29 protein-coding genes are annotated in these 23693 nt (G+C 66.2%); 24 read left to right on the forward strand and 5 right to left on the reverse strand.

The window, feature by feature from the left end; translation table 11 throughout:
- Both JOZ00_RS06410 and mftR read right to left on the reverse strand, forming a co-directional pair.
- Positions 1-488, reverse strand: a 488-nt coding sequence (locus tag JOZ00_RS06410) for a DUF2332 family protein (RefSeq protein WP_293341333.1), incomplete at its 3' end; no start/stop codon positions are given.
- Positions 485-1081: a mycofactocin system transcriptional regulator gene (gene mftR, locus JOZ00_RS06415; protein WP_293314911.1), complete on the reverse strand. Its 597-nt coding sequence runs from the start codon at positions 1079-1081 to the stop codon at positions 485-487. The genes JOZ00_RS06410 and mftR, both read right to left, overlap by 4 nt.
- A gap of 98 nt (positions 1082-1179) precedes the next feature.
- Between mftR and mftA the strand changes: the two genes are divergently transcribed.
- The 7 genes from mftA (at position 1180) to mftG (ending at position 7706) form a co-directional block, all read left to right on the forward strand.
- Positions 1180-1269 (forward strand): mycofactocin precursor MftA, encoded by a 90-nt coding sequence (gene mftA / locus JOZ00_RS06420; RefSeq protein ID WP_036352637.1) that lies wholly within the window; start codon positions 1180-1182, stop codon positions 1267-1269.
- Positions 1254-1583, forward strand: a complete 330-nt coding sequence (gene mftB / locus JOZ00_RS06425) for a mycofactocin biosynthesis chaperone MftB (protein ID WP_293314899.1) — start codon at positions 1254-1256, stop codon at positions 1581-1583. Before mftA ends, mftB begins: the two co-directional genes overlap by 16 nt.
- Entirely contained in the window at positions 1580-2770 is a 1191-nt protein-coding gene (gene mftC / locus JOZ00_RS06430) for a mycofactocin radical SAM maturase (RefSeq protein WP_293341336.1), read from the forward strand. Before mftB ends, mftC begins: the two co-directional genes overlap by 4 nt.
- A 2-nt stretch (positions 2771-2772) precedes the next feature.
- Positions 2773-3963, forward strand: a complete 1191-nt coding sequence (gene mftD, locus JOZ00_RS06435; RefSeq protein WP_293341339.1) for a pre-mycofactocin synthase MftD — start codon at positions 2773-2775, stop codon at positions 3961-3963.
- 172 nt (positions 3964-4135) lie between these two features.
- Positions 4136-4867, forward strand: a complete 732-nt coding sequence (gene mftE, locus JOZ00_RS06440) for a mycofactocin biosynthesis peptidyl-dipeptidase MftE (protein ID WP_293341342.1) — start codon at positions 4136-4138, stop codon at positions 4865-4867.
- Positions 4864-6276 (forward strand): mycofactocin biosynthesis glycosyltransferase MftF, encoded by a 1413-nt coding sequence (mftF, locus tag JOZ00_RS06445; RefSeq protein ID WP_293341344.1) that lies wholly within the window; start codon positions 4864-4866, stop codon positions 6274-6276. Before mftE ends, mftF begins: the two co-directional genes overlap by 4 nt.
- A gap of 8 nt (positions 6277-6284) precedes the next feature.
- A complete protein-coding gene (gene mftG, locus JOZ00_RS06450) occupies positions 6285-7706 on the forward strand; it encodes a mycofactocin system GMC family oxidoreductase MftG (protein WP_293341347.1) in 1422 nt (473 codons plus the stop codon).
- On the opposite strand, the gene JOZ00_RS06455 is transcribed toward mftG, so the two are convergent.
- A complete protein-coding gene (locus JOZ00_RS06455; protein WP_366022265.1) occupies positions 7679-9187 on the reverse strand; it encodes an MFS transporter in 1509 nt (502 codons plus the stop codon). The genes mftG and JOZ00_RS06455 overlap by 28 nt on opposite strands.
- Before the next feature lie 193 nt (positions 9188-9380).
- Between JOZ00_RS06455 and JOZ00_RS06460 the strand changes: the two genes are divergently transcribed.
- From JOZ00_RS06460 to JOZ00_RS06525, 14 genes are all read left to right on the forward strand, one after another.
- Positions 9381-10073, forward strand: coding sequence for a TetR/AcrR family transcriptional regulator (locus JOZ00_RS06460; protein ID WP_293341350.1), 693 nt, complete (start codon positions 9381-9383; stop codon positions 10071-10073).
- A 355-nt stretch (positions 10074-10428) separates the two neighbouring features.
- Positions 10429-10734: a 30S ribosomal protein S10 gene (gene rpsJ / locus JOZ00_RS06465; RefSeq protein WP_003873519.1), complete on the forward strand. Its 306-nt coding sequence runs from the start codon at positions 10429-10431 to the stop codon at positions 10732-10734.
- Between the two features lie 17 nt (positions 10735-10751).
- Positions 10752-11405, forward strand: coding sequence for a 50S ribosomal protein L3 (gene rplC, locus JOZ00_RS06470; protein WP_293341353.1), 654 nt, complete (start codon positions 10752-10754; stop codon positions 11403-11405).
- Entirely contained in the window at positions 11405-12079 is a 675-nt protein-coding gene (gene rplD, locus JOZ00_RS06475; protein ID WP_293341356.1) for a 50S ribosomal protein L4, read from the forward strand. Before rplC ends, rplD begins: the two co-directional genes overlap by 1 nt.
- Positions 12079-12381, forward strand: a complete 303-nt coding sequence (gene rplW, locus JOZ00_RS06480) for a 50S ribosomal protein L23 (RefSeq protein WP_293341358.1) — start codon at positions 12079-12081, stop codon at positions 12379-12381. The genes rplD and rplW overlap by 1 nt, the downstream gene beginning before the upstream one ends.
- 24 nt (positions 12382-12405) lie before the next feature.
- Positions 12406-13248 (forward strand): 50S ribosomal protein L2, encoded by an 843-nt coding sequence (rplB, locus tag JOZ00_RS06485; RefSeq protein ID WP_293341360.1) that lies wholly within the window; start codon positions 12406-12408, stop codon positions 13246-13248.
- Positions 13249-13266: 18 nt separating this feature from the next.
- The gene (gene rpsS, locus JOZ00_RS06490) at positions 13267-13548 is read left to right on the forward strand and encodes a 30S ribosomal protein S19 (protein WP_025738376.1); all 282 of its coding nucleotides are present in this window, start codon (positions 13267-13269) and stop codon (positions 13546-13548) included.
- Positions 13545-14093: a 50S ribosomal protein L22 gene (rplV, locus tag JOZ00_RS06495; protein WP_293341363.1), complete on the forward strand. Its 549-nt coding sequence runs from the start codon at positions 13545-13547 to the stop codon at positions 14091-14093. Before rpsS ends, rplV begins: the two co-directional genes overlap by 4 nt.
- Positions 14093-14935, forward strand: a complete 843-nt coding sequence (gene rpsC, locus JOZ00_RS06500) for a 30S ribosomal protein S3 (protein WP_293341366.1) — start codon at positions 14093-14095, stop codon at positions 14933-14935. The genes rplV and rpsC overlap by 1 nt, the downstream gene beginning before the upstream one ends.
- 3 nt (positions 14936-14938) lie before the next feature.
- Positions 14939-15355 carry a 50S ribosomal protein L16 gene (gene rplP, locus JOZ00_RS06505; protein ID WP_293341369.1) on the forward strand — a complete coding sequence of 139 codons (417 nt, stop codon included), beginning with the start codon at positions 14939-14941 and terminating at the stop codon, positions 15353-15355.
- Positions 15355-15600 (forward strand): 50S ribosomal protein L29, encoded by a 246-nt coding sequence (gene rpmC, locus JOZ00_RS06510; RefSeq protein WP_293341372.1) that lies wholly within the window; start codon positions 15355-15357, stop codon positions 15598-15600. Before rplP ends, rpmC begins: the two co-directional genes overlap by 1 nt.
- The gene (gene rpsQ, locus JOZ00_RS06515; RefSeq protein WP_293341374.1) at positions 15600-15950 is read left to right on the forward strand and encodes a 30S ribosomal protein S17; all 351 of its coding nucleotides are present in this window, start codon (positions 15600-15602) and stop codon (positions 15948-15950) included. The genes rpmC and rpsQ overlap by 1 nt, the downstream gene beginning before the upstream one ends.
- A gap of 93 nt (positions 15951-16043) precedes the next feature.
- Entirely contained in the window at positions 16044-18413 is a 2370-nt protein-coding gene (locus JOZ00_RS06520) for a sulfatase-like hydrolase/transferase (protein ID WP_293341377.1), read from the forward strand.
- Positions 18414-18482: 69 nt separating this feature from the next.
- The gene (locus JOZ00_RS06525) at positions 18483-19409 is read left to right on the forward strand and encodes a DUF4436 domain-containing protein (RefSeq protein WP_293341380.1); all 927 of its coding nucleotides are present in this window, start codon (positions 18483-18485) and stop codon (positions 19407-19409) included.
- A 40-nt stretch (positions 19410-19449) separates the two neighbouring features.
- Here JOZ00_RS06525 and pstS read toward each other — a convergent pair whose 3' ends face one another.
- Entirely contained in the window at positions 19450-20607 is a 1158-nt protein-coding gene (gene pstS / locus JOZ00_RS06530; RefSeq protein ID WP_293341383.1) for a phosphate ABC transporter substrate-binding protein PstS, read from the reverse strand.
- Positions 20608-20840: 233 nt separating this feature from the next.
- On the opposite strand from pstS, the gene JOZ00_RS06535 reads away from it, so the two are divergent.
- The 3 genes from JOZ00_RS06535 (at position 20841) to JOZ00_RS06545 (ending at position 23177) form a co-directional block, all read left to right on the forward strand.
- Entirely contained in the window at positions 20841-21731 is an 891-nt protein-coding gene (locus JOZ00_RS06535; protein ID WP_293341385.1) for a formylglycine-generating enzyme family protein, read from the forward strand.
- Positions 21732-21920: 189 nt separating this feature from the next.
- Positions 21921-22838 carry a DUF4436 domain-containing protein gene (locus tag JOZ00_RS06540; RefSeq protein ID WP_293341393.1) on the forward strand — a complete coding sequence of 306 codons (918 nt, stop codon included), beginning with the start codon at positions 21921-21923 and terminating at the stop codon, positions 22836-22838.
- A gap of 144 nt (positions 22839-22982) precedes the next feature.
- On the forward strand, positions 22983-23177 hold the full coding sequence (locus tag JOZ00_RS06545) for a hypothetical protein (protein ID WP_293341388.1): 195 nt from the start codon (positions 22983-22985) through the stop codon (positions 23175-23177).
- 100 nt (positions 23178-23277) lie between these two features.
- Here the strand turns inward: JOZ00_RS06545 and JOZ00_RS06550 are convergent, their stop codons facing one another.
- Positions 23278-23607, reverse strand: a complete 330-nt coding sequence (locus JOZ00_RS06550) for a hypothetical protein (protein WP_293341391.1) — start codon at positions 23605-23607, stop codon at positions 23278-23280.
- Positions 23608-23693 lie beyond the last annotated feature (86 nt).

A 23693-nucleotide genomic window follows, 5' to 3' on the forward strand; every position in this document is an offset into this window, starting at 1 on the left:
CGATAGCGGTAGTGGTCCGCCCGCAGGTTCAGGCCGGCGCTCGTCCCGATCTCGAAAAGCCTTACCGGCAACTTGAATTCATTGATGCGCAGCAGTCCGCCGATCAGCGCGGCGGATCGGCCGACCTCGTTGGTCTGTGGTGGCTGATCCAGGGCCGAGCGCAGCGCAGCGGAGTGGCCCGCCGCCACACCCAGAATCTCCGGCCAGGCGGACCCGGCGTCCCAGGTGCCGCCGGTGCTCGGATACCAGCGGCGCAGTTGCGCCGCCCGGCCGTCGAGCACCAGCCGGTGCAGCCCGCCGAGCAACCGAAGCGGCACGGCGTCGCGCGACGGATCCTCCTCGTGGCCGGACAGGATGGCCGCGAACACCCCACCGGCCTCGACGTCCTTGGCCACCAGCTCGAAAAGCTCCCCGTACATCGCCGAACCCGAGGCGGCGCAGAACAACCCCTGTGACCGCAGCGTGTGCACCAGGTGCTCGCGATTCACGGACGCAGACCGTTCAGCCCGGCGCCGACCACATCGAAGGCGTTGCCGAGTGCGCTCGGCAACGGGACGGATTCGTCGCCGAGCCAATGTTCGTAGGCCGACAGCGCCACGCCGAGCATCGTCCACGCGACGGTCTGAGGGAGTAGGTCGGTGGTCTTGCAATCCCATCGGTGCGCCACGAAACCGGCGATCACCTCGCGCCAGCCGGCGTACATCGTCATCGAATAGGCCTGCAACTCGGCGGTTTGCAGGATGACGCGCATCCGCTGTCGGTGCCGTGCCGTCTCGGATTCGTCAAAGGTGTTGAACGCCAACAGCGCTGCGCGCAAAGCCTCGCTCAGCGAGACTTCGGGGTCGACGTCGTCGAGCAGGTCGCGCAGGTGCGCGAGGTGGGTGTCGAAATCGCCCCAGGGGATGGCGTTCTTGGACGCGTAATAGCGGAACAGCGTCCGGCGCGAGATGCCGGCGGCCTGCGCGACGTCGTCGACGCTGACCTCCGCGAAGCCTCGGGCGGTGAACAGCTCAATGGCAACGTCGGTGATCTGGTGCGGGGTCGTCGAGCGGCGCCGGCCCACTCGCGACTGCGGCATCATCCGCCCCCGCCCTTCCATTTCGGCACTCGATGCCATATTCTGGCACGACTGTGACTCAGACCCCATAGTCGTCGAGCCCCGCGGAAAGGTAAATGCGCATGGACAACGAAAACCAGACCGAAACCGAACTCGTCACTGAGACTCTGGTCGAAGAGGTGTCGATCGACGGCATGTGCGGGGTCTACTGACCGTGCCTGCACCCGCGCAGGCGGCCGGGGTGGACACCCTGTTCGATCCTGATCGCGGCTGGCGGTTGCACCCACAGGTGGCGGTTCGACCGGAACCTTTCGGCGCACTGCTCTATCACTTCGGCACCCGCAAGCTGTCCTTCCTGAAGAACCGCACCATTCTCACGGTGGTGCGGTCACTGGAAGAACACCCCGACATCCGGTCGGCCTGCCGCGCCGCGGGCGTGGATGACGCCGAGCAGGGCCCGTACCTGCACGCGCTGGGGGTGCTGGCCGAATCCCGAATGCTGGTGCCCCAGGAGGACCAACAATGACAACAGCGGCCGTGCCGCGGCTCGTCGAGCAGTTCGAAAGCGGACTGGACGCGCCGATCTGCCTGACCTGGGAGCTGACGTACGCGTGCAACCTGGCCTGCGTGCACTGCCTGTCCTCGTCGGGCAAACGGGACCCGCGGGAATTGTCCACCCGGCAATGCATGGACATCATCGATGAGCTGGAACGCATGCAGGTGTTCTACGTCAACATCGGTGGCGGCGAACCCACTGTGCGCCCGGACTTTTGGGAGTTGGTCGACTACGCCACGGCCCATCATGTCGGCGTGAAGTTCTCCACCAACGGGGTGCGGATAACCCCCGAGATCGCCGCGCGGCTTGCTGCCAGCGACTACGTGGATGTGCAGATCTCGCTCGACGGAGCCACCGCCGAGGTCAACGACGCCGTGCGCGGGCCCGGGTCGTTCGCCATGGCGATGTGCGCGCTGGAGAACCTGGCCGCCGCCGGTTTCTCCGATGCCAAGATCTCGGTGGTCGTCACCCGGAACAACGTCGACCAGCTCGATGAATTCGCGGCATTGGCGAGCCGTTACGGCGCCACGCTGCGGATCACCAGGCTGCGTCCGTCGGGGCGTGGCGCGGATGTCTGGGACGAGCTGCATCCGACCGCCGCCCAGCAGGTGACGCTCTACGAATGGCTGGTCGCCAAGGGCGAGGGGGTGCTCACCGGTGACTCCTTCTTCCACCTGGCGCCGCTGGGCTCCTCCGGTGCGCTGGCTGGCTTGAACATGTGCGGCGCCGGCCGGGTGGTGTGCCTGATCGACCCCGTCGGTGACGTGTATGCCTGCCCGTTCGCCATCCACGACCGGTTCCTGGCCGGAAATGTCTTGTCCGACAGTGGCTTTGACAACGTCTGGAAGAATGCCCCGCTGTTCCGTGAGCTCCGCGAACCGCAATCCGCGGGCGCCTGCGGCAGCTGCGGCCACTACGACAGCTGCCGGGGTGGGTGCATGGCGGCGAAGTTCTTCACCGGCCTGCCGCTCGACGGCCCGGACCCGGAATGCGTCCAGGGGCACAGCGCGTCGGCGCTGACCCGCGACCGCGAAACGCCGCGACCCCGGGCCGACCATTCGCGCGGGCGCCAGGTCCGCCAGCCGGTCCCGCTCACCCTGTCCGTGCGACCGCCCGAGGTGCCGCCCGCGCGCATGTGTAATGAAAGCCCCGTGTAGTCATGGCCGAGCAATGGTTTGAAACCGTCGCCATCGCCCAGCAACGCGCAAAGCGGCGGCTACCGAAATCCGTTTATTCAGCCTTGATTTCGGCCAGCGAAAAAGGAATTACCGTCGCGGACAACGTCGAAGCATTCGGCGAACTCGGTTTCGCGCCCCATGTCGTCGGCGCGCTGGACAAGCGCGATTTGTCGACAACCGTCATGGGTCAGGACATTTCGTTGCCGGTGATCATTTCGCCGACGGGCGTCCAGGCCGTCGATCCCGACGGCGAAGTGGCGGTGGCACGGGCGGCGGCGGCGCGCGGGACCGCGATGGGCCTGTCCTCGTTTGCCAGTAAGCCGATCGAGGAAGTCGTCGCGGCCAACCCGAAGGTCTTCTTCCAGGTGTATTGGCTGGGCGGACGTGACGCGATCGCCGAGCGGGTGGAACGCGCGCGCCAGGCCGGGGCGGCCGGCTTGATCGTCACCACCGACTGGACCTTCTCGCACGGCCGGGACTGGGGCAGCCCCGCGATACCTGAAGAGATGAACCTGCGGACCATTCTGAAGCTGTCGCCGGAGGCGGTCTTCAAGCCGCGCTGGCTGTGGAAGTACGGCAAGACCCTGCGACCGCCTGACCTGCGGGTGCCCAACCAGGGCAGACGCGGCGAGCTGGGGCCCCCGTTCTTCGCCGCCTACGGCGAGTGGATGGGCACACCGCCTCCGACGTGGGAGGACATCGCCTGGCTCCGCGAGCTGTGGGGCGGCCCGTTCATGCTCAAGGGCGTGATGCGCGTCGACGACGCCAAAAGGGCGGTGGACGCGGGTGTTTCGGCGATATCGGTGTCGAACCACGGCGGCAACAACCTGGACGGCACGCCCGCGTCGATTCGCGCCCTGCCCGCCGTGGCCGCCGCGGTCGGTGACCAGGTCGAGGTGTTGCTCGACGGCGGCATCCGCCGCGGCAGCGACGTCGTCAAGGCGGTGGCGCTCGGTGCGCGCGCGGTGATGATCGGGCGCGCCTACCTGTGGGGTCTGGCCGCGGCCGGTCAGGCCGGCGTGGAAAACGTTCTCGACATCCTCCGCGGCGGGATCGACTCGGCGCTGATGGGCCTCGGCCATGCCGGCGTGCACGACCTGAGCCCCGACGACATTCTGGTGCCCGCGGGATTCACCCGCGCGTTAGGTGTGCCGCCGGCCCCGGACGCGTAGCTCGTCCAAGCGGAATGTCGGGTTATTCAGGCCAGCTTTATTAAGATTCGCTGCCCGGGCGGAATTGTGTTGCAAGCGGGGTAACCGTGACGAACGAGCCGCAAATTTCGAACGCCAGGTGAACACGCCAGAAAAAAGTTAATTTGAACGTACAACAATTGGTGCACGCCAGGTGAATTCGTCCTACCATCACCGAGTGCCTGTACTCGGCGAATTGGGATCCGCGACATCTAGTCAGTTATCAGGCACTTCGCCGTCGATAATTATCCCGCTCGGATCGACCGAACAGCACGGCCCGCACCTGCCCCTGGACACCGATACCCGGATCGCGGCGGCCGTCGCGGGCGAGGCCGCGCAGCGCCTCGGCCAGGAGTGGCTGATGGCACCTGCCATCGCGTACGGCGCCAGCGGGGAGCACCAAAGCTTCGCTGGAACCATCTCGATCGGGACCGAGGCGCTGAGGACGCTGCTGCTGGAGTACGGCAGATCGGCCGCCGACTGGGCGCGGCGCCTGGTCTTCGTCAACGGCCACGGCGGTAATGTCGCCGCGTTGCGGGACGCCGTGGGCACGTTGCGCGCCGAAGGTCGCGACGCCGGATGGTGCCCCTGTGCGGCCGCAGGCGGCGATGCGCACGCCGGGCACACCGAAACGTCGGTGTTGCTGCACATCTCGCCAACCGACGTGCTGACCGACCGTTGGCGGACCGGCAACCCGGCGCCGCTGACCGAATTGCTCCCGTCGATCCGCCACGGGGGAGTCGCGGCGGTCAGCCCCGTCGGGGTGTTGGGAGACCCGACCACCGCGACGGGGGCCGAGGGCAGGCGTATCTTCACCGAGATGGTGGACGGATGCGTTCGGTGCGTGGCCCGCTGGGCGCCCGGGACCGACGGGATGCTGACATGAGTCAACTTCGGTTGCCGGACGGCTTCGCCGTTCAGGTCGATCGCCGCGTGCGGGTGCTTGGCGACGGCTCGGCGCTGCTCGGTGGTTCACCGACGCGCCTGCTGAAGCTGGCGCCCGCCGCCCAGGACATGCTGTGCGACGGCCGACTGAAGGTCCGCGACGACCTCAGCGCTCAGCTGGCCCGCACCCTACTGGACGCCACGGTGGCCCATCCCCGGCCGGCCGGCGGCCCGTCGCACAACGACGTGACCGTGGTAATCCCGGTGCGCAACAACCTATCCGGCGTTCGGCGCCTGGTGAGCTCGCTGCGCGGCTTGCGCGTGATCGTGGTGGACGACGGTTCGTTCCCCGCCATCGAGCCAGACGACTTCGTCGGCGCGCACTGCGACATCCAAGTGTTACGCCACACCCGTAGCAAGGGCCCGGCGGCGGCCCGCAACACCGGCCTGGGCGCCTGCACGACGAACTTCGTCGCATTCCTGGACTCCGATGTCGCCCCGCGCCGCGGCTGGCTGGAAGCGCTGCTCGGTCACTTCTGTGACCCGACCGTCGCGCTGGTCGCACCCCGCATCGTCGGCCTGTCGCACAGTGAGAACGTGGTCGCGCGCTACGAGGCGGTGCACTCCTCGCTGGACCTCGGTGAGCGCGAGGCGCCGGTGCTGCCGCACAGCACGGTGTCCTATGTTCCCAGCGCCGCCATCATCTGCCGCTGCCCGGCCATCCGCGATGTCGGCGGGTTCGACGAGACCCTGCAGTCCGGCGAGGACGTGGACCTGTGCTGGCGGCTGATCGAAGCGGGTGCCCGGCTGCGCTACGAGCCGATCGCCCTGGTCGCCCATGACCACCGCACCGAATTGCGGGATTGGCTGGCGCGCAAGGCTTTCTACGGTGGCTCGGCGGCTCCGCTGTCGGTCCGTCACCCGGACAAGACGGCGCCGGTGGTGATCTCCGGGTGGGCGCTGATGACCTGGATCCTGATGGCGTTCGGGACCAGCCTGGGTCACCTGGCCTCCATCGTCGTCGCCATCCTGACGGGCCGGCGGATCGCGCGGGCGATGCGCAGCGCCGAGACCTCGATGGCCGATGTCGTGCTGATCGCGGGCCGCGGCCTCGGGTCGGCGGCGCTGCAACTGGCGTCGGCCCTGTGCCGGCACTACTGGCCACTGGCGTTGGTCGCCGCGACGTTGTCGCGGCATTTCCGGCGGGTGGTGCTCGTCGCGGCCGTCATGGACGGTGTGGTGGACTGGCTGCGCCGGCGGGATGGCACCGGTGACGAGGTCGAGCCGATCGGGCTGCTGACCTATCTGTTGCTCAAGCGTGTCGACGACCTGGCATATGGTCTCGGTTTGTGGTGGGGTGTGGTGCGGGAGCGCAACGTCCGCGCGCTGAAGCCACAGATTCGGAGTTAGTCACCACGGTGACCACAGCCGTACCGCACAGCGATGTGCTGATCGTCGGTGCCGGCAGTGCAGGATCGGTTGTTGCGGAGCGCCTTTCCGCCGACCCCGAACGCAGCGTGACCGTTCTCGAGGCAGGGCCCGCACTCGAGGACGCGGGATTGCTCGCCCGGACCGCCAACGGATTGCAGTTGCCGATCGGGGTCGGCAGTCCCCTTGTCCGGCGCTATCAGACCCTGCTCACCGATCAACCACCCCGGCAGCAGCCGATCGTGCGGGGGGCCACGGTCGGTGGTTCGGGTGCGATCAACGGCGGCTACTTCTGCCGCGGACTGCCGCGCGACTTCGATCGCATGGCGATGCCCGGCTGGGCATGGGCGGACGTCCTCGCCAGCTTTCGCGCCATCGAGACCGACCTGGACTTCGACGGCCCCGCCCACGGCGACAGCGGCCCCATCCTGGTCCGCCGCACACACGAAATGACCGGAACCACAGAGCGTTTCATTGCCGCCGCCGAACGCGCCGGGTTCGACTGGATTCCCGACCTCAATGACTGTGGGCGAGAGCCCGTTTCCGGAATCGGCGCAGTTCCCCTCAACATCGTCGACGGCGTGCGGATTGGATCCGGTGCGGGGTATCTGATCCCGGCCCTGGCCCGGCCCAATCTGACATTGCTCGCCCAGACACGGGCGGTGCGGCTGAGGTTTGCCGGCACCGCCGCCGTGGGTGTCGACGCGATCGGCCCGCGGGGTCGAACGACCGTGACGGCTGACCGAATCGTGTTGTGTGCCGGTGCCATTCAGTCGGCGCATCTGCTGATGCTCTCCGGCATCGGCGACGAGGCGATGTTGCGCGCGGTGGGCGTGCCGGTCATCGCGCCGCTCCCGGTGGGGAATTCGTTCAGCGACCATCCCGAATGGGTATTGCCGACCAATTGGGCGGTGGCCCCGGGGCGCCCGGTGCTCGAGGTGGTCCTCGACACTGCGGACGATCTCGAGATCAGGCCTTACACAGGGGGATTCGTCGCGATGACGGGGGATGGCACCGAAGGCCATCCCGACTGGCCACACATCGGGGTGGCGCTGATGCAGCCGCGGGCGCGCGGGCGCATGACGCTGGCCTCGGCGGACGCCGACGTGGCGCCCCGAATCGAGCACCGCTACGACAGCGAGCCCTCCGACGTCAAGGCCCTGCGAAGAGGCAGCGAGCTGGCCCGCGAGTTAGCGGGAACCGCAACCGATGTCGGCACACCCGCCTGGTCCACCTCGCAACACCTCTGCGGCACCGCGCCGATGGGAGCCGTCGTCGACCATCGGTGCCGCGTCCACGCCACCGAGAACCTGTGGGTGATCGACGGTTCGATCCTGCCCGTGATCACCAGCCGCGGTCCGCACGCCACGATCGTGATGCTCGGTCACCGCGCCGCGGATTTCGTTCGGTGACGCCTGGCGCCGACCAGCTTGCGCACGGGACGTAGCTGCTGACCGTCGCGCCCGGGCGCCCAGAGCCCGATGAAGATTGCGGCCAGGCCGACGATCACGGCCATCGTGATGGTCGATGCGTGCAGGGCCGCCAGGAACGCGGTCTTACTGACGTCGGCGAGCTGGCGCCCCTGGGGGCCGAGCCTGCCGGCGACCTCGACGGCTTTGGCCAGTGAGTCCATGGCCAGGCTGCGCACCGGTGGGGGAAAGTCGGCCAGCTTGGGTGCGAGCTCGTGCGAGTAGCTTCCGGCCAGGATCGATCCCGCCACGGCGATGCCGAACGCGCCACCCATCTCTCGTGACGTGTCGTTCACGGCAGAGGCGACACCCTGCTTCTCGTCGGGAACGGCACCCATGATCGCCGAAGTCGTTGGCGCCGTGCATATTCCGATTCCGGTGGCAAGGATCAACGTCGGCCAGGTGAATTCGAGGTACGTCGAGTGCAGGCCCAGTCGGCACAGGCACGCGAACCCGACCGCCATCAGCAGCGTGCCGACGAACAGCACCAGTCGCAGGCCCAGCCTGGGCACATACCAGAACGACAGCGCCGAGAAGATGCCCAGCGGCACGATGAACGGGCCGAAGGAGATCGCAGTCGCCAGTGGCGAGTAGCCCATGATCTGTTGCACGTATTGCATGCCCACATAGAAGAAGCCGAACGTCGCGCCGAACATCATCACGATCGCCGCGACCCCGATGGCGAAGTTGGGGTCGGCGAACAATCGGACGTCCAGCAGCGGTTGTCGCCGCCGCAACTCGACGAAGCCGAACACCACCGCGATGACCGCCCCCGTGGCGAGCCCACCCCACACCACCGGGTCACTCCAGCCGCGGTGGGGTGCTTCCAAGATCGCAGCCACCGAGATCGCGACGGCCGAGCCGATCAGGACGGCGCCCACCGCATCGATCCGCGGAGCGTTGGCGTCACGTGACGAAGCGACCGTGCATCCCAGAGTGAAGATCAGCAGTCCGGCGATGCCGAGTGACCAGAAGATCATGTGCCAATCCCAAAAGCGAAGCAGCAGACCGGAACCCAGCATTCCCAGCACCCCACCGGATCCCGCGGTGCCGGCCCAGATGCCAACGGCCTTGGTGCGGTCCTCTTTTGGATAGGCCACGGTCAGCAGCGACAGAGTCGCCGGCATCACGAATGCGGCGCCGATCCCGGCGACCGCGCGGCCGGCGATGATCTGCGCCGGGTTGTGCAACACCGCCGGTGCCAGCGAACCGAGGGCGAACACCACCAACCCGAACAACAGTGCGCCGCGCCTGCCGTAGCGGTCGCCGATCGCTCCCGCGGGCAACAGCAGGCACGCCAGCGCCACGGTGTAGCCGTCGACGATCCAGTTCAGCTGCGACTGCGTGGCCGAGGTAGCCACCGCGAGATCTCCGAGCGCGGTGTTCAGCGCCGTCATCGACGCGACCACCAGGGCGACCCCCATGCAGGCGACGGCAAGCGTCCAGGTTCGCGCTCGGGGGCTACCGCCGATAGCTGTCGCATCAGTACGCTGGTCGGGCCGGACTAAGCTTTCGACCATGTGCCGCGCCTCCTTAGTGGGGCATCAAAAGGGGCTCGAAAGTTTCGAGACCAATAGTCTTGTACATAGACCGATAGTCTCGTTTCCAAACAGGGAGGTGGGTCACATCACCGGCGGTTCTATTGATCCCCGTCCAGCGCGGTCGCAGGCCCGTCTTCTCGAGGCCGCGGCCGCATTGCTGCGCTCCGGGGGGCCCAGTGCGGTGACCGTCGATGCGGTCACCCGTACCGCCAACGTGGCAAGAGCCACGCTGTATCGCCATTTCCCCAGCGGGAACGATTTGCTGGCGGCGGCATTCAACAGCCTCATCCCGCCGTCGCCGACGCCGCCGGCCGAGGGCTCGCTGCGCGACCGCCTGATCGCGGTGGTGCTGGATCAGGCCGAGGCGGTGGCCCAGGCGCCCGCCTTGCTGACCGCGATGTCCTGGTTGGCGCTGGGGCGGGATCTGGACGGGTTGCCGGAACCCCAGGACACTCAAGCCGCCGACAGCGCTGCCATCAGCACGCTGCGGGAGCGCATTGCGCAGCAGTACGCGGCGCCCTTCGACGCGATATTCGACAGCCCGGACGCCGCCGAGCTGGGTGACGTGGACCGGTCGCGGGCCATTGCCCTGCTGATCGGCCCCCTGGTGCTGGGACGCCTGTCCACGCTGCCCGACTTCGACTATCGGGAGTGTGCCCTGGCCGCCGTCGACGGCTTCCTATACGTGCAGTGTCAGCAGAACGCCGAGGCCGACTTGCGGCCCACAGCCAACGGGGCCGCGCCGGGCATCGAAACGGCCGGTGCTTGACGCTCGCGCCAATTCCCGGCGAGATTTTGTCGCCAGCCATGATCTAGGGCATACTGTTCAGGTTGCCTTGGGGCAGGCTTGCGCCTGGCCGGGGCATACGACCAGCGCCTAAACGGGCGCGTCCGGTCCCATCCTTGGAGCGCGACCAATTTTGGCCGCGATTCAGGCTGCGTGAGGGTGACACACCCGACCGCGGGGACCGGTGGACCACGACAGGTAAACAGCGGCGCAATAACCGGCGCGACGCTCGACATGCCCACGATGAGTGGGTCTGATCGGTGCGCTGGGTGCACGTGAGGACAGAGATTTTCGAGTCCGGAGACGGACTTCGAGTTGGAGTGAGGGTAGGAGAAGCGTGGCGGGACAGAAGATCCGCATCAGGCTCAAGGCCTACGACCATGAGGCCATTGACGCATCGGCGCGCAAAATCGTCGAAACCGTCGTCCGCACGGGTGCCAGTGTCGTAGGTCCGGTGCCGCTGCCGACTGAGAAGAACGTGTATTGCGTCATCCGCTCCCCGCATAAGTACAAGGACTCGCGGGAGCACTTCGAGATGCGTACGCACAAGCGGTTGATCGACATCCTTGATCCGACGCCGAAGACCGTTGACGCGCTGATGCGCATCGATCTTCCGGCCAGTGTCGACGTCAACATCCAGTAGGGGAGTTTTGTAGAGAAATGGCGCGAAAGGGCATTCTCGGTACCAAGCTGGGCATGACGCAGGTATTCGACGAGAACAACAGGGTTGTCCCAGTGACGGTCGTCAAGGCCGGACCCAACGTGGTGACCCGCATCCGCACGCCGGAGCGCGACGGCTACAGCGCCGTTCAGATCGCGTACGGCGAGATCAGTCCGCGCAAGGTGAACAAGCCGGTGACCGGTCAGTACACCGCCGCAGGTGTCAACCCGCGCCGCTACCTGGCCGAGCTGCGGCTCGACAACTCCGACGCCGCCGCCGAATACGAGATCGGCCAGGAACTGACGGCGGAGATCTTCGCCGACGGCAGCTACGTCGACGTGACCGGAACCTCCAAGGGGAAGGGCTTCGCCGGCACCATGAAGCGCCACGGCTTCAGCGGCCAGGGCGCCAGCCACGGTGCTCAGGCAGTGCACCGTCGCCCCGGCTCCATCGGCGGCTGCGCCACCCCCGCGCGCGTGTTCAAGGGCACGCGGATGGCCGGCCGCATGGGCCATGACCGGGTGACCGTCCAGAACCTGTTGGTGCACAAGGTCGATACCGAGAACGGCGTGCTGTTGATCAAGGGCGCGGTCCCCGGTCGCACCGGTGGACTCGTGATGGTCCGCAGCGCGGTCAAACGAGGTGAGAAGTAATGGCAGCCAACACACTCAAGATTGACGTCAAGACGCCCGACGGCAAGGTCGACGGGTCCGTCGAGTTGCCGGCCGAGTTGTTCGACGCCCCGACCAACATCGCGCTGATGCACCAGGTGGTCACCGCTCAGCAGGCGGCGGCGCGCCAGGGCACGCACTCGACCAAGACGCGTGGCGACGTCAGCGGCGGTGGCCGCAAGCCCTACCGGCAGAAGGGAACCGGTCGCGCCCGTCAGGGTTCGACGCGGGCGCCGCAGTTCACCGGTGGTGGTGTTGTGCACGGCCCGAAGCCGCGCGACTACAGCCAGCGCACGCCCAAGAAGATGATCGCCGCCGCGCTTCGCGGTGCTTTGTCGGACCGGGCCCGCAACGGTCGCATTCACGCGGTCACCGAGCTGGTGTCGGGTCAGACACCGTCCACCAAGAGCGCCAAGGCTTTTCTGGGCACGCTGACCGACCGCAAGCAGGTGCTGGTCGTGATCGGGCGCAGCGACGAAGCCGGCGCCAAGAGCGTGCGCAACCTGCCCGGTGTGCACATCCTGACGCCGGGCCAGCTCAACACGTACGACGTGTTGCGCTCCGACGACGTGATTTTCAGCGTTGAGGCGCTCAACGCCTACATCACGGCTCAGTCGGTTGCCGGCACCACGAGCACCGAGGAGGTAACGGCCTGATGGCGACCGTCACTGACCCCCGAGACATCATCTTGGCCCCGGTCATCTCGGAGAAGTCCTACTCACTGCTCGATGACAATGTGTACACCTTTGTGGTGCACCCCGATTCGAACAAGACGCAGATCAAGATCGCGATCGAGAAGATCTTCTCCGTCAAGGTCTTGTCGGTGAACACCGCGAACAGGCAAGGAAAGCGGAAGCGCACCAGGACCGGATACGGCCAGCGCAAAGGCACCAAGCGGGCCATCGTCACGCTGGCGCCGGGTAGCAAGCCGATCGATCTGTTCGGGGCGCCGGCGTAGCCGCGAGAGGAAACCTGATTAGACATGGCAATTCGTAAGTACAAGCCGACGAGCCCAGGCCGTCGCGGCTCCAGCGTGTCCGACTTCGCCGAGGTCACTCGGTCGGAGCCGGAGAAGTCGTTGGTGCGCCCGCTGCACGGCCACGGTGGTCGTAACGCGCACGGCCGCATCACCACTCGCCACAAGGGAGGCGGCCACAAGCGCTCCTACCGGGTGATCGACTTCCGCCGCAACGACAAAGACGGCGTCAACGCCAAGGTCGCGCACATCGAGTACGACCCCAACCGGACCGCCAACATCGCCCTGTTGCACTTCCTCGACGGCGAGAAGCGCTACATCATTGCGCCGTACGGACTTTCGCAGGGCGACGTGGTGGAGTCGGGCGCGAACGCAGAAATCAAGCCCGGCAACAACCTGCCGTTGCGCAACATCCCGGCCGGTACCGTGGTCCACGCCGTGGAGCTGCGGCCGGGCGGTGGTGCCAAGCTCGCGCGGTCGGCCGGGTCGAGCATCCAGCTGCTCGGTAAGGAAGGGACCTACGCGTCGCTGCGTATGCCCAGCGGTGAGATCCGGCGCGTCGACGTGCGCTGCCGCGCCACGGTCGGTGAGGTGGGCAACGCCGAGCAGGCAAACATCAACTGGGGCAAAGCCGGTCGTATGCGGTGGAAGGGCAAGCGCCCGTCTGTCCGTGGTGTGGTCATGAATCCGGTGGACCACCCGCACGGTGGTGGTGAGGGCAAGACCTCCGGTGGTCGTCACCCGGTCAGCCCGTGGGGCAAGCCCGAAGGCCGTACTCGTCACCCGAATAAGGCCAGTAACAAGCTCATTGTCCGACGCCGGCGCACCGGCAAGAAGCACGGTCGCTAGGAAGTCGAGGAGTAGCAGATGCCACGCAGCCTGAAAAAGGGACCGTTCGTCGACGACCACCTGCTCAAGAAGGTGGACGTGCAGAACGAGAAGAACAGCAAGCAGGTCATCAAGACCTGGTCGCGTCGTTCGACGATCATTCCCGACTTCATCGGCCACACCTTCGCCGTGCACGACGGACGCAAGCACGTCCCCGTGTTCGTCACTGAGGCGATGGTCGGCCACAAGCTCGGTGAGTTCGCGCCGACGCGCACCTTCAAGGGGCACATCAAGGATGATCGGAAGGCCAAACGGCGATGACCACAACTGAGTTTCCGTCGGCGGTCGCCCAGGCACGGTTCGTGCGGGTGTCGCCGCGCAAGGCACGCCGGGTGATCGACCTGGTGCGCGGTCGGTCGGTGTCCGACGCGCTCGACATCTTGCGCTGGGCGCCGCAGGCCGCCAGCGAACCGGTCGCCAAGGTGATCGCTAGCGCGGCCGCTAACGCGCAGAACAACAACGGACTGGACCCGGCGACCCTGGTGGTCGCCACCGTCTACGCGGACGAGGGACCGACCGCCAAACGCATCCGACCGCGCGCCCAGGGGCGTGCGTTCCGGATTCGCAAGCGCACCAGCCACATCACGGTTGTGGTGGAGAGCCGGCCGGGCAAGGACCAGCGTTCGGCGAAGTCGACGAGGGCCCGCCGCGCCGAGGCCAGCAAGGCCGCCGCGAAGGCACCCGCCAAAAAGGCTCCGGCCAAGAAGGCCCCAGCCGCAAAGAAGGCGCCCGCAAAGAAGGCGCCCGCCAAATCCGAGGCCAAGACAGCTTCTGAGACTTCTGAAGCGAAGGGAGGCTCAGAGTAGTGGGCCAGAAGATCAATCCGCACGGCTTCCGGCTCGGCATCACGACGGACTGGAAGTCCCGCTGGTACGCCGACAAGCAGTACTCCGACTACGTCAAGGAAGACGTCGCCATCCGGCGGCTGCTGTCGACCGGTCTGGAGCGCGCCGGGATCGCCGACGTGGAGATCGAGCGCACCCGCGACCGGGTCCGGGTGGACATCCACACCGCGCGTCCCGGCATCGTCATCGGCCGGCGCGGCACCGAGGCCGACCGCATCCGTGCGGACTTGGAGAAGCTGACCGGCAAGCAGGTTCAGCTCAACATCCTCGAAGTCAGAAACCCGGAGTCGCAAGCACAATTGGTCGCCCAGGGTGTCGCCGAGCAGTTGAGCAACCGCGTGGCGTTCCGTCGCGCGATGCGCAAGGCCATTCAGTCGGCCATGCGCCAGCCCAACGTCAAGGGCATCCGGGTGCAGTGCTCCGGCCGTCTTGGCGGTGCTGAGATGAGCCGCTCGGAGTTCTACCGCGAAGGCCGGGTCCCGCTGCACACGCTGCGCGCCGACATCGACTACGGCCTGTACGAGGCCAAGACCACCTTCGGCCGGATCGGCGTGAAGGTGTGGATCTACAAGGGCGACGTCGTCGGTGGGAAGCGCGAATTGGCGGCCGCCGCGCCGGCGGGTGCCGAGCGTCCCCGCCGCGAGCGTCCGTCGGGCACGCGTCCGCGGCGTAGCGGCGCGTCGGGCACCACCGCGACCAGCACCGAGGCCGGCCGGGCGGCTGCCGAAGAAAGCTCCGCAGCGGCCACGCCGCCGGCCGCCGAGCCTGCGCCCGCCGCAGAACCGCAAACCACGGAGGGCTGAATCATGTTGATTCCCCGCAGAGTCAAGCACCGCAAGCAGCACCACCCCCGCCAGCGCGGCATCGCCAGTGGCGGCACGGCGGTCAACTTCGGTGACTACGGCATCCAGGCTCTGGAACACGCCTACGTCACCAACCGGCAGATCGAGTCTGCTCGTATCGCGATCAACCGGCACATCAAGCGTGGCGGGAAGGTGTGGATCAACGTCTTCCCCGACCGCCCGCTGACCAAGAAGCCCGCGGAAACCCGTATGGGTTCGGGTAAGGGCTCACCGGAGTGGTGGATCGTCAACGTGAAGCCGGGCCGCGTGCTGTTCGAGCTCAGCTACCCCAACGAGCAGGTGGCGCGGGAAGCACTCACCCGCGCAATCCACAAGTTGCCGATCAAGGCACGAATCGTGACCCGAGAGGATCAGTTCTGATGGCAGTGGGCATTTCGCCTGGCGAACTGCGTGAGCTCACCGAAGAGGAGCTGACCGAGCGTCTGCGCGAATCCAAGGAAGAGCTGTTCAACCTGCGTTTCCAGATGGCGACCGGGCAGCTCAGCAACAACCGGCGGCTCCGCACGGTCCGCCAGGAGATCGCGCGCGTCTACACCGTGCTGCGCGAGCGCGAACTGGGCCTGGCTTCTGGTCCTGACGGCACCGACGGAAACAAGGAATCGTGATGGCAGAAGCGAAGAAGACCGCCTCCAAGGCCGCTCCCAAGAAGGCCGCGGACGCGTCAACGGACAAGGGTCCCAAGAACACTCCGGCCACCCCCAAGGTGCGTGGCCGGCGCAAGATGCGCATCGGTTACGTGGTGAGTGACAAGATGCAGAAGACCATCGTGGTCGAGCTGGAAGACCGCGTGCGGCACCCGCTGTACGGCAAGATCATCCGGACCACGACGAAGGTCAAGGCACACGACGAGAACAGCACCGCCGGCATCGGCGACCGCGTCTCGTTGATGGAGACACGGCCGACCTCGGCGACCAAACGCTGGCGGCTTGTCGAAATTCTGGAAAAGGCAAAGTAAGGCCTAGTCGCAAGCGCCACCAACCGCCCGGTACCGGGTGTAGTCTTCACGCGACGTTCGGCGGTCGGGTCCGCCGCGGGAGTGAGGCTGGCGATGGCTACAGGGTCCGGACAGTCCGGGGATTTCAGCGGCAAGATCGAGCTCGACATTCGGGATTCCGAGCCGGATTGGGGCCCTTACGCCGCGCCGACCGCGCCGGAGAACTCACCGAACATCCTTTACCTGGTTTGGGATGACAACGGCATCGCGACCTGGGACTGCTTCGGCGGCTTGGTCGAGATGCCGACGATGTCGCGCATCGCCGAGCGCGGGGTACGGCTCTCGCAGTTCCACACCACCGCGCTGTGCTCGCCCACGCGGGCGTCGCTGCTGACCGGTCGCAATGCCACCACCGTCGGCATGGCGACCATCGAAGAGTTCACCGACGGCTTCCCGAACTGCAACGGCCGGATCCCGTTCGACACCGCGCTGCTCTCCGAGGCGCTCGCCGAACGCGGCTACAACACCTACTGCGTAGGCAAGTGGCACCTGACTCCCCTCGAGGAGTCGAACATGGCGTCGACCAAGCGGCACTGGCCGACCTCGCGCGGTTTCGAGCGGTTCTACGGGTTTTTGGGCGGCGAGACCGACCAGTGGTATCCCGACCTGGTGTACGACAACCACCAGGTGAATCCGCCTGGGACACCGGAGGATGGCTACCACCTGTCGAAGGACATCGCCGACAAGACCATCGAATTCGTTCGCGACGCCAAGGTGATCGCTCCGGATAAGCCGTGGTTCAGCTATGTGTGCCCCGGCGCCGGGCACGCCCCGCACCACGTCTTCAAAGAGTGGGCCGACAAGTACGCCGGCAAGTTCGACATGGGCTATGAGCAGTATCGCGACATCGTGCTGGAAAAGCAGAAGTCGATGGGGATTGTGCCGCAGGACACCGAATTGTCGCCCGTCAACCCGTATCTGGATGTCAAGGGCCCCAACGGCGAGCCCTGGCCGCTGCAGGACACGGTGCGGCCGTGGGAGTCGCTCAACGACGAGGAGAAGCGCCTGTTCAGCCGGATGGCTGAGGTGTTCGCCGGGTTCTTGAGCTACACCGACGCCCAGATCGGCCGAATCCTGGACTACCTCGAGGAATCCGGCCAGTTGGACAACACCATCATCGTGGTGATCTCCGACAACGGCGCCAGCGGTGAGGGTGGCCCGAACGGATCGGTGAACGAGGGCAAGTTCTTCAACGGTTACATCGATACCGTCGAGGAGAGCATGAAGCTCTTCGACCACCTCGGCGGTCCCGAGACCTACAACCACTACCCGATCGGGTGGGCGATGGCGTTCAACACGCCCTACAAGCTGTACAAGCGGTATGCCTCGCATGAGGGCGGCATCGCCGACACCGCAATCATCTCGTGGCCCAACGGCATTGCGGCGCACGGCGAGGTTCGCGACACGTACGTCAACGTCTGCGACATCACCCCGACGGTCTATGACCTGCTGAACATGACGCCGCCCGATACTGTCAAGGGAATCGTGCAGAAGCCGCTGGACGGTGTGAGTATCAAAGCGGCCCTTGCCGATCCGGCCGCGGACACCGGCAAGACCACGCAGTTCTACACGATGCTGGGCACCCGCGGGATCTGGCACGAGGGCTGGTTCGCCAACACCGTCCACGCGGCAACGCCGGCGGGATGGTCACACTTCGACGCCGATCGCTGGGAGCTGTTCCACATCGCCGAAGATCGCAGCCAATGCCACGACCTTTCCGCCGAAAACCCGGACAAGCTCGAAGAACTCAAGGCGCTGTGGTTCTCGGAGGCGGAGAAGTACAACGGCCTGCCGCTGGCGGATCTGAACATCTTCGAGACCCTGGACAGGTTCCGCCCCTATCTGGTGGGCGAATTGTCCAGCTACACCTACTATCCCGACTGCGCGGACGTGGGCATCGGTGCGGCCGCCGAACTTCGGGGCCGCTCGTTCGCCGTGCTGGCGGAGGTCACCATCGACACGACCGGAGCGGAGGGCGTGCTGTTCAAGCAGGGCGGGGCCCACGGCGGCCACGTGCTGTTCATTCAGGACGGGCGGCTGCATTACGTGTACAACTTCCTCGGTGAGCGCCAGCAGCTGGTTTCCTCCTCGGGCGCAGTGCCGTTGGGCAGGCACGCTTTCGGCGTGCGTTATTCGCTGAAGGGCACGGTCCCCAACAGTCACACGCCGCTGGGCGATGTGGCCCTGTACATCGATGAGGAATTGGTCGGCACACTGGCGGACGTGAGCGCCCACCCGGGCACGTTCGGGCTGGCGGGCGCCGGCATCACCGTTGGGCGCAACGGTGGTTCGGCGGTGTCCAGCCGTTACAAGGCGCCGTTCAACTTCACCGGCGGCACCATCGCACAAGTGACCGTCGACCTGTCCGGCAGGCCCTACGTGGACGTGGAAAAGGAATTCGCGCTGGCGTTTTCGCGCGACTGAGGCGCCGTGCCGTCGTAATCCCCGCTAAACGCCCGCTTGTTTGCTAGCATCTGGCTCCGTGATGCCTCAATGACCGCCGGGCCGCCGGCGCCGCCGGCGGAATCCGGTATACGGGGACGCCAAGTCGCGATCGCGTTCGGGATCGTTGCGGCCCTCATCGTGATCTATGTCCTGTCGCTGATCGCCGTTCATTTGCTGGCGAAATCGGCGCCCGCACTTCCGGCGGTGGACCTCAGCAAGGTGGAGGCCGACGACAGCGCCGTGCAGGTACGGCTGGAGAAACTGGATACCGTCGCGAATCGGTTGACGGTGAATGTGCTTGTCTACCCGAAGGATTCGTTGTACGACAAGAATTTCGGCGTGCTGACGACCGACGCGGCGGTGCGGCTGTACCCGGAGAACGACCTGGGCGACTTGCAGTATCCGGTCGGTAAAGCGCCCGCCCAGGTGAGCACCACGATTGTGGCGCACGGTGATCCGGCCAACTGGCCGTTCGACACCTACAAGACGGAGGTCATCGCGGCCGACGTGTTCACCGGTTCCGGTCAGAACCGGGAGAAGACCGCGGCCCGTGTGGAGGCCACCGGGAAGTTGGACGGCTGGGACGCCACCGTCACTCGCGTCCACGACCCTGAAGACACCAACTCAAATGTCCAGGACGACGTGATCATCACGCTGCAGAGGTCCAAGGGCCCGCTGATCTTCGATGTCGGCGTCTGCCTGGTCCTGATCGCACTGCCCGTCTTGGCATTGTGGGTGGCCATTCCGATGGCGTTGGGCCGCACGACATTCCTGCCGCCGTTCATCACCTGGTACGGAGCGATGCTGTTCGCAATCGTCCCGCTGCGCAACATCCTTCCGGGCAGCCCGCCCTACGGTTCGTGGGTGGACCAGGCAATCGTGCTATGGGTGTTGATAGGCCTGGTCGTCGCGATGACCCTGTTCGTTACCGCCTGGTGGCGACATCGCGAGCGAAAGACTCCGAAAAAGACCTAGCCGAAAAGGCCTACCCGAAAAAGGCCTAGCCGAAAAAGACTTAGCCCCCGTTGTTGGGCTCGGTGGTCGTCGTCTTCGGTTTCTCCACGGAGTCGATCGCGTCGATGGCGTTTACCACTCGTGCCTGGAAGTCCGGCGACAGCGGGATGTAGCCCGACTTCGCGAGTTCGACCTGGCCTGGACCGGTCGCCGCTTCCAGGAAGCCTTTGACCGCAGATGCCACGTCGAAGGTTGGGTATCGAGAACAGACAATCTCGTAGGTGGCCAACACAATTGGATAGACGTCGGGTTGGGCGGGGTTGTAGAACGACGAGATGTCGAGCACGAGGTCGTTGCCTCTGCCGATGATCTTGGCGCCGGTGATGGTCTTGCCGACGGTGTCGGTGCCGATGCGCACCGGGCGTAGAGACCTACGGCTTGCCGGAGTTTTGATCTCGGCGGCGTAAAGCCCTTGCTGCAGCGCGAAAGACAATTCGTTGTAACTGATCGAGCCCTCGGTGGACTTCACCAGCGCCGCGGTGGCGTTGTTGCCCGCGGCGCCTTGACCGGTGCCGCCGGTGAACGTCTTGCCCAAGCCCTTGCCCCACGCTCCGCCGGACGCCGCCTGCAGGTAGGACTGGAAGTTGTCCGTGGTCCCCGACGCGTCGCTGCGGTAGATGACGCGAATCTCCTCCGCCGGCATGGATGCGTTGAGCGACGTCAGCGCCGGGTCGTCCCAGCGCGTGATGGTGCCGTTGAAGATCTTCGCGATCGTCGGCGCGTCCAGCACAAGGGAGTCGACGGAGTTCAGGTTGTAGGTGATGGCCAACGGGCCGAAGACCACGGGCAGGTTCCAGGCGTCAGCCCCGCCGCATCGCTTCTTGGCGGCGGCGTATTGGTCGCCGGTCAGTGGTATGTCCGAGCCGCCGAAATCGGTCTTGCCGGCCAGGAATTCGCTGACACCGGCCCCCGATCCGTTGGCGGTGTAATTGAGTGTCTGTCCCGAGCAGGCTTTGCTGAAGGCTGCGATGAACTTCGTCATCGCATTGGATTGCGCGGTCGATCCGCTGGCGACCAAGGTCTTCTTGCCGCCGCAGTCCACCTTGGCGCCCGCCGCGTACGCCAGGGAGTCGTGGGGGTCCTCGGTGCTGCATGCCGAGAACACAAGTGCGGCTACGGCGAGCAAGCCGGCGGCGGCCGATGGTCGAATGCGCTTCACGTTGGATGCCTCCTGGCGGTGGTGGGTGCGCTTGGCCTTGTTCCTGACCGCGATGGCGCCCGGCGTCGGCGGCGAGCTTGGTTGGCGGGGTTTGCCCCGACTGCACACATTTACAGCGGGCGAATTAACAGGCAAACAAACTGGGGATGAACTGGTCGTCAACCGGGCTGCCCAGTGCCGGGTCGCTGGTCGCGGATAGCTATCGCCGGCAATCGCCGTCATAGGCTTAAGTGATGCTCACCGAGCTGGTCGACCTACCGGGCGGATCGTTCCGCATGGGTTCGACCAGTTTCTATCCGGAAGAGGCACCGATCCACACCGCGACGGTGCCGGCCTTCGCGGTCGAGCGACATCCGGTGACGAACGCGCAATACGCCGAATTCGTCTCTGCCACAGGCTATGTGACGGTCGCTGAGCAAGCGATAGACCCGGCGCTCTATCCGGGCGCCGACCCCGACGACCTGTGCCCGGGTGCCATGGTCTTCCGCCCGACGCCGGGTCCGGTCGACCTTCGTGACTGGCGTCAATGGTGGGCCTGGATGCCGGGGGCGAGCTGGCGTCATCCATTCGGGCCGGGCAGCGATATCGCGGGCAGGGCCGATCACCCGGTGATCCAGGTGGCATATCCGGATGCCGCGGCGTACGCGCGGTGGGCCGGCCGGCGGCTGCCGTCCGAGGCGGAATGGGAGTACGCCGCTCGCGGCGACAGCGCCACCACGTATTCGTGGGGCGAACAAGCCAACCCCGAGGGTCGGTTGATGGCCAACACCTGGCAGGGCAGGTTCCCGTATCGCAACGACGGGGCCCTGGGCTGGATGGGCACATCACCGGTGGGAACCTTCGCGCCCAACGGGTTCGGCCTCATCGACATGATCGGCAACGTGTGGGAATGGACCGCCACCGAGTTCTCCGCGCACCACCGGCTCGATGGACCGCCGAAGGCCTGTTGCGCCCCGTCGGGGCCCGCGGATCCGACCGTGAGCCAAACCCTCAAGGGCGGTTCGCATCTGTGTGCGCCGGAGTATTGCCATCGCTACCGCCCGGCCGCGCGATCGCCGCAGTCGCAGGACACCGCGACGACCCACATCGGGTTTCGCTGTGTGGCGGACTCGGGGTCGGGCTAGGCGGGGCTACAGCAAACCGGGTCCCGAGGTCGCGGGGCACGTCGGACGGCTAATGCGACCGCAGGGTTACCGAAGGATGGACGTCGAGTGACGGAGCTCCGGAGGTAGCGCGAGGTCGGCACGAGTTCGCTAGCATCTGACCACGTGTCGACCACTGAGGCTCCTGCGACATCGCCCCCGCCGCCTCCGGTGGATACGCCGCCAGCCGCTCCGCCGCGCAGCAAACCACGGCGCAGCAGGCCCCGCATCGTCATCGGCGTGATCATCCTGGCGGTCGTTATCAGCGTCTACGTGCTGTCGCTGTTCGGCGTGCACTGGCTCGAGAGGTCAGAGGGTCCGCTGCCACCTTTGGACCTGAGCCAGGGCGGGGGTGACGCGACCATCGTGCAGTTGCGCGTCGAGGAGCTGAAGCCGGTCGCCAACCGCCTTACGGTGAATGTCCTCGTCTATCCCGGGATTTCGGCGTACGACAACCGGTTCGATGTGTTGGGCACCGACGTCGGCGTACGCCTGTACCCGACGAGCGACCTCGGGGACCTGCACTATCCGAAGGGCAAGGCGCCCGCGCAGCTGAGTACCACCGTTGAGGCGCACGGCGATCCCGGGAACTGGCCGTTCGACTCGTATAAGACCCAGCCGATCTCGGCCGATGCATTCGTCGGGTCCGGCGATGCCGTGAGAAAGGTGCCCGCGCGGGTCGAGGTGACCGGGGAGCTGGACGGTTGGGACATCCAGGTCAACCGCCTCGTCGATCCCGGAGCGCTGCCGACGCAACGCGGCAGTGACAACGGAAACGTGGTCATCACCCTCAAGAGGGCCAAGGGTCCGCTGATCTTCGATCTGGGTATCTGCCTGGTCCTCATCAGCCTGCCCACGTTGGCCCTTTTGGTGGCCATTCCGATGGCGCTGGGCAGACGAAAGTTCTTGCCGCCCTTCGCGACGTGGTACGCCGCCAACTTGTTCGCCATCGTGCCGCTCCGCAACATTCTTCCCGGGGCTCCGCCGCCCGGCGCGTGGATCGACCAAGCCATCGTGCAATGGGTGCTGATTGCACTCGTGACGGCGATGAGCCTGTACATCTTCGCCTGGGTTCGCCAAGGGGACTAGCACCCGTCCTTGCTGTGAAAGCGCTGGCAGTCCCCGCCGAGCACGCTTCGCCCACAGTGGGCGGGGTAATTAAGCGCGATGAAAAACATCGCGCGCGTCGCAGCGTCAACATTCGCAATCACCGCTGGACTCGGCTTCGCAAGTGTGAGCGTGGCCGCGGTCGCCGACGCCCACCCCGGACCGTTCCCGCGGTATCACTGGTGCCCCGGGCAGTGGTGGGACCCGGGTTGGGGCGGCAACTGGGACGCCGGCCGTTGCCACGACGACCACTGGTTCGACGGGGAAGCCCACGACCAGGGCCACTGGCACAACGGCCCCTGGGACCCTAACTGGCACTAGCGGCATCAGGGGGTGTAGCCATCATGGCTACACCCCCGGCACCGCAATTCATTGCATTTACATCAGTGGAAATGGGCCCGAGATTCGGCGATTGCTCGGACTAGCGTCCCCAACCGGGAGGAGGGGGCGGGCCATAACCGGGACCATAGCCGGGCCCGTAACCGGGTCCATAGCCGCCGTATCCGGGCGGCCCGTATCCGGCAGGGCCGCCGTAGTCGTCCCAGTCACGGCAGTTGTTCCAGTTCGGGTAGGCGCCCCAGCCCTGATCCCAGTTGTCGCCGGGGCACCAGTGGTGGTGATACGTGGGCGCGAACGGCGCTGCGTTGGCAACGCCCGAGGTCAGCCCCAGTGTGGACAAGGCGACGCCGCCGGCCGCCAGCGCGCCGATGCACAGGCGAGGCCATGGTTTTGTTTGCTTGTCAGTGTTCATGCCCTAATGGCTTCCCCTTGAGAAATCCACAAAACCACCCGGCGCCTGTGTAGGAGCTATGACATGTGCGTGGGACTCTCTCGAAC

The sequence above is a fragment of the Mycobacterium sp. genome (assembly GCF_019243155.1).
Taxonomy (GTDB): domain Bacteria; phylum Actinomycetota; class Actinomycetes; order Mycobacteriales; family Mycobacteriaceae; genus Mycobacterium.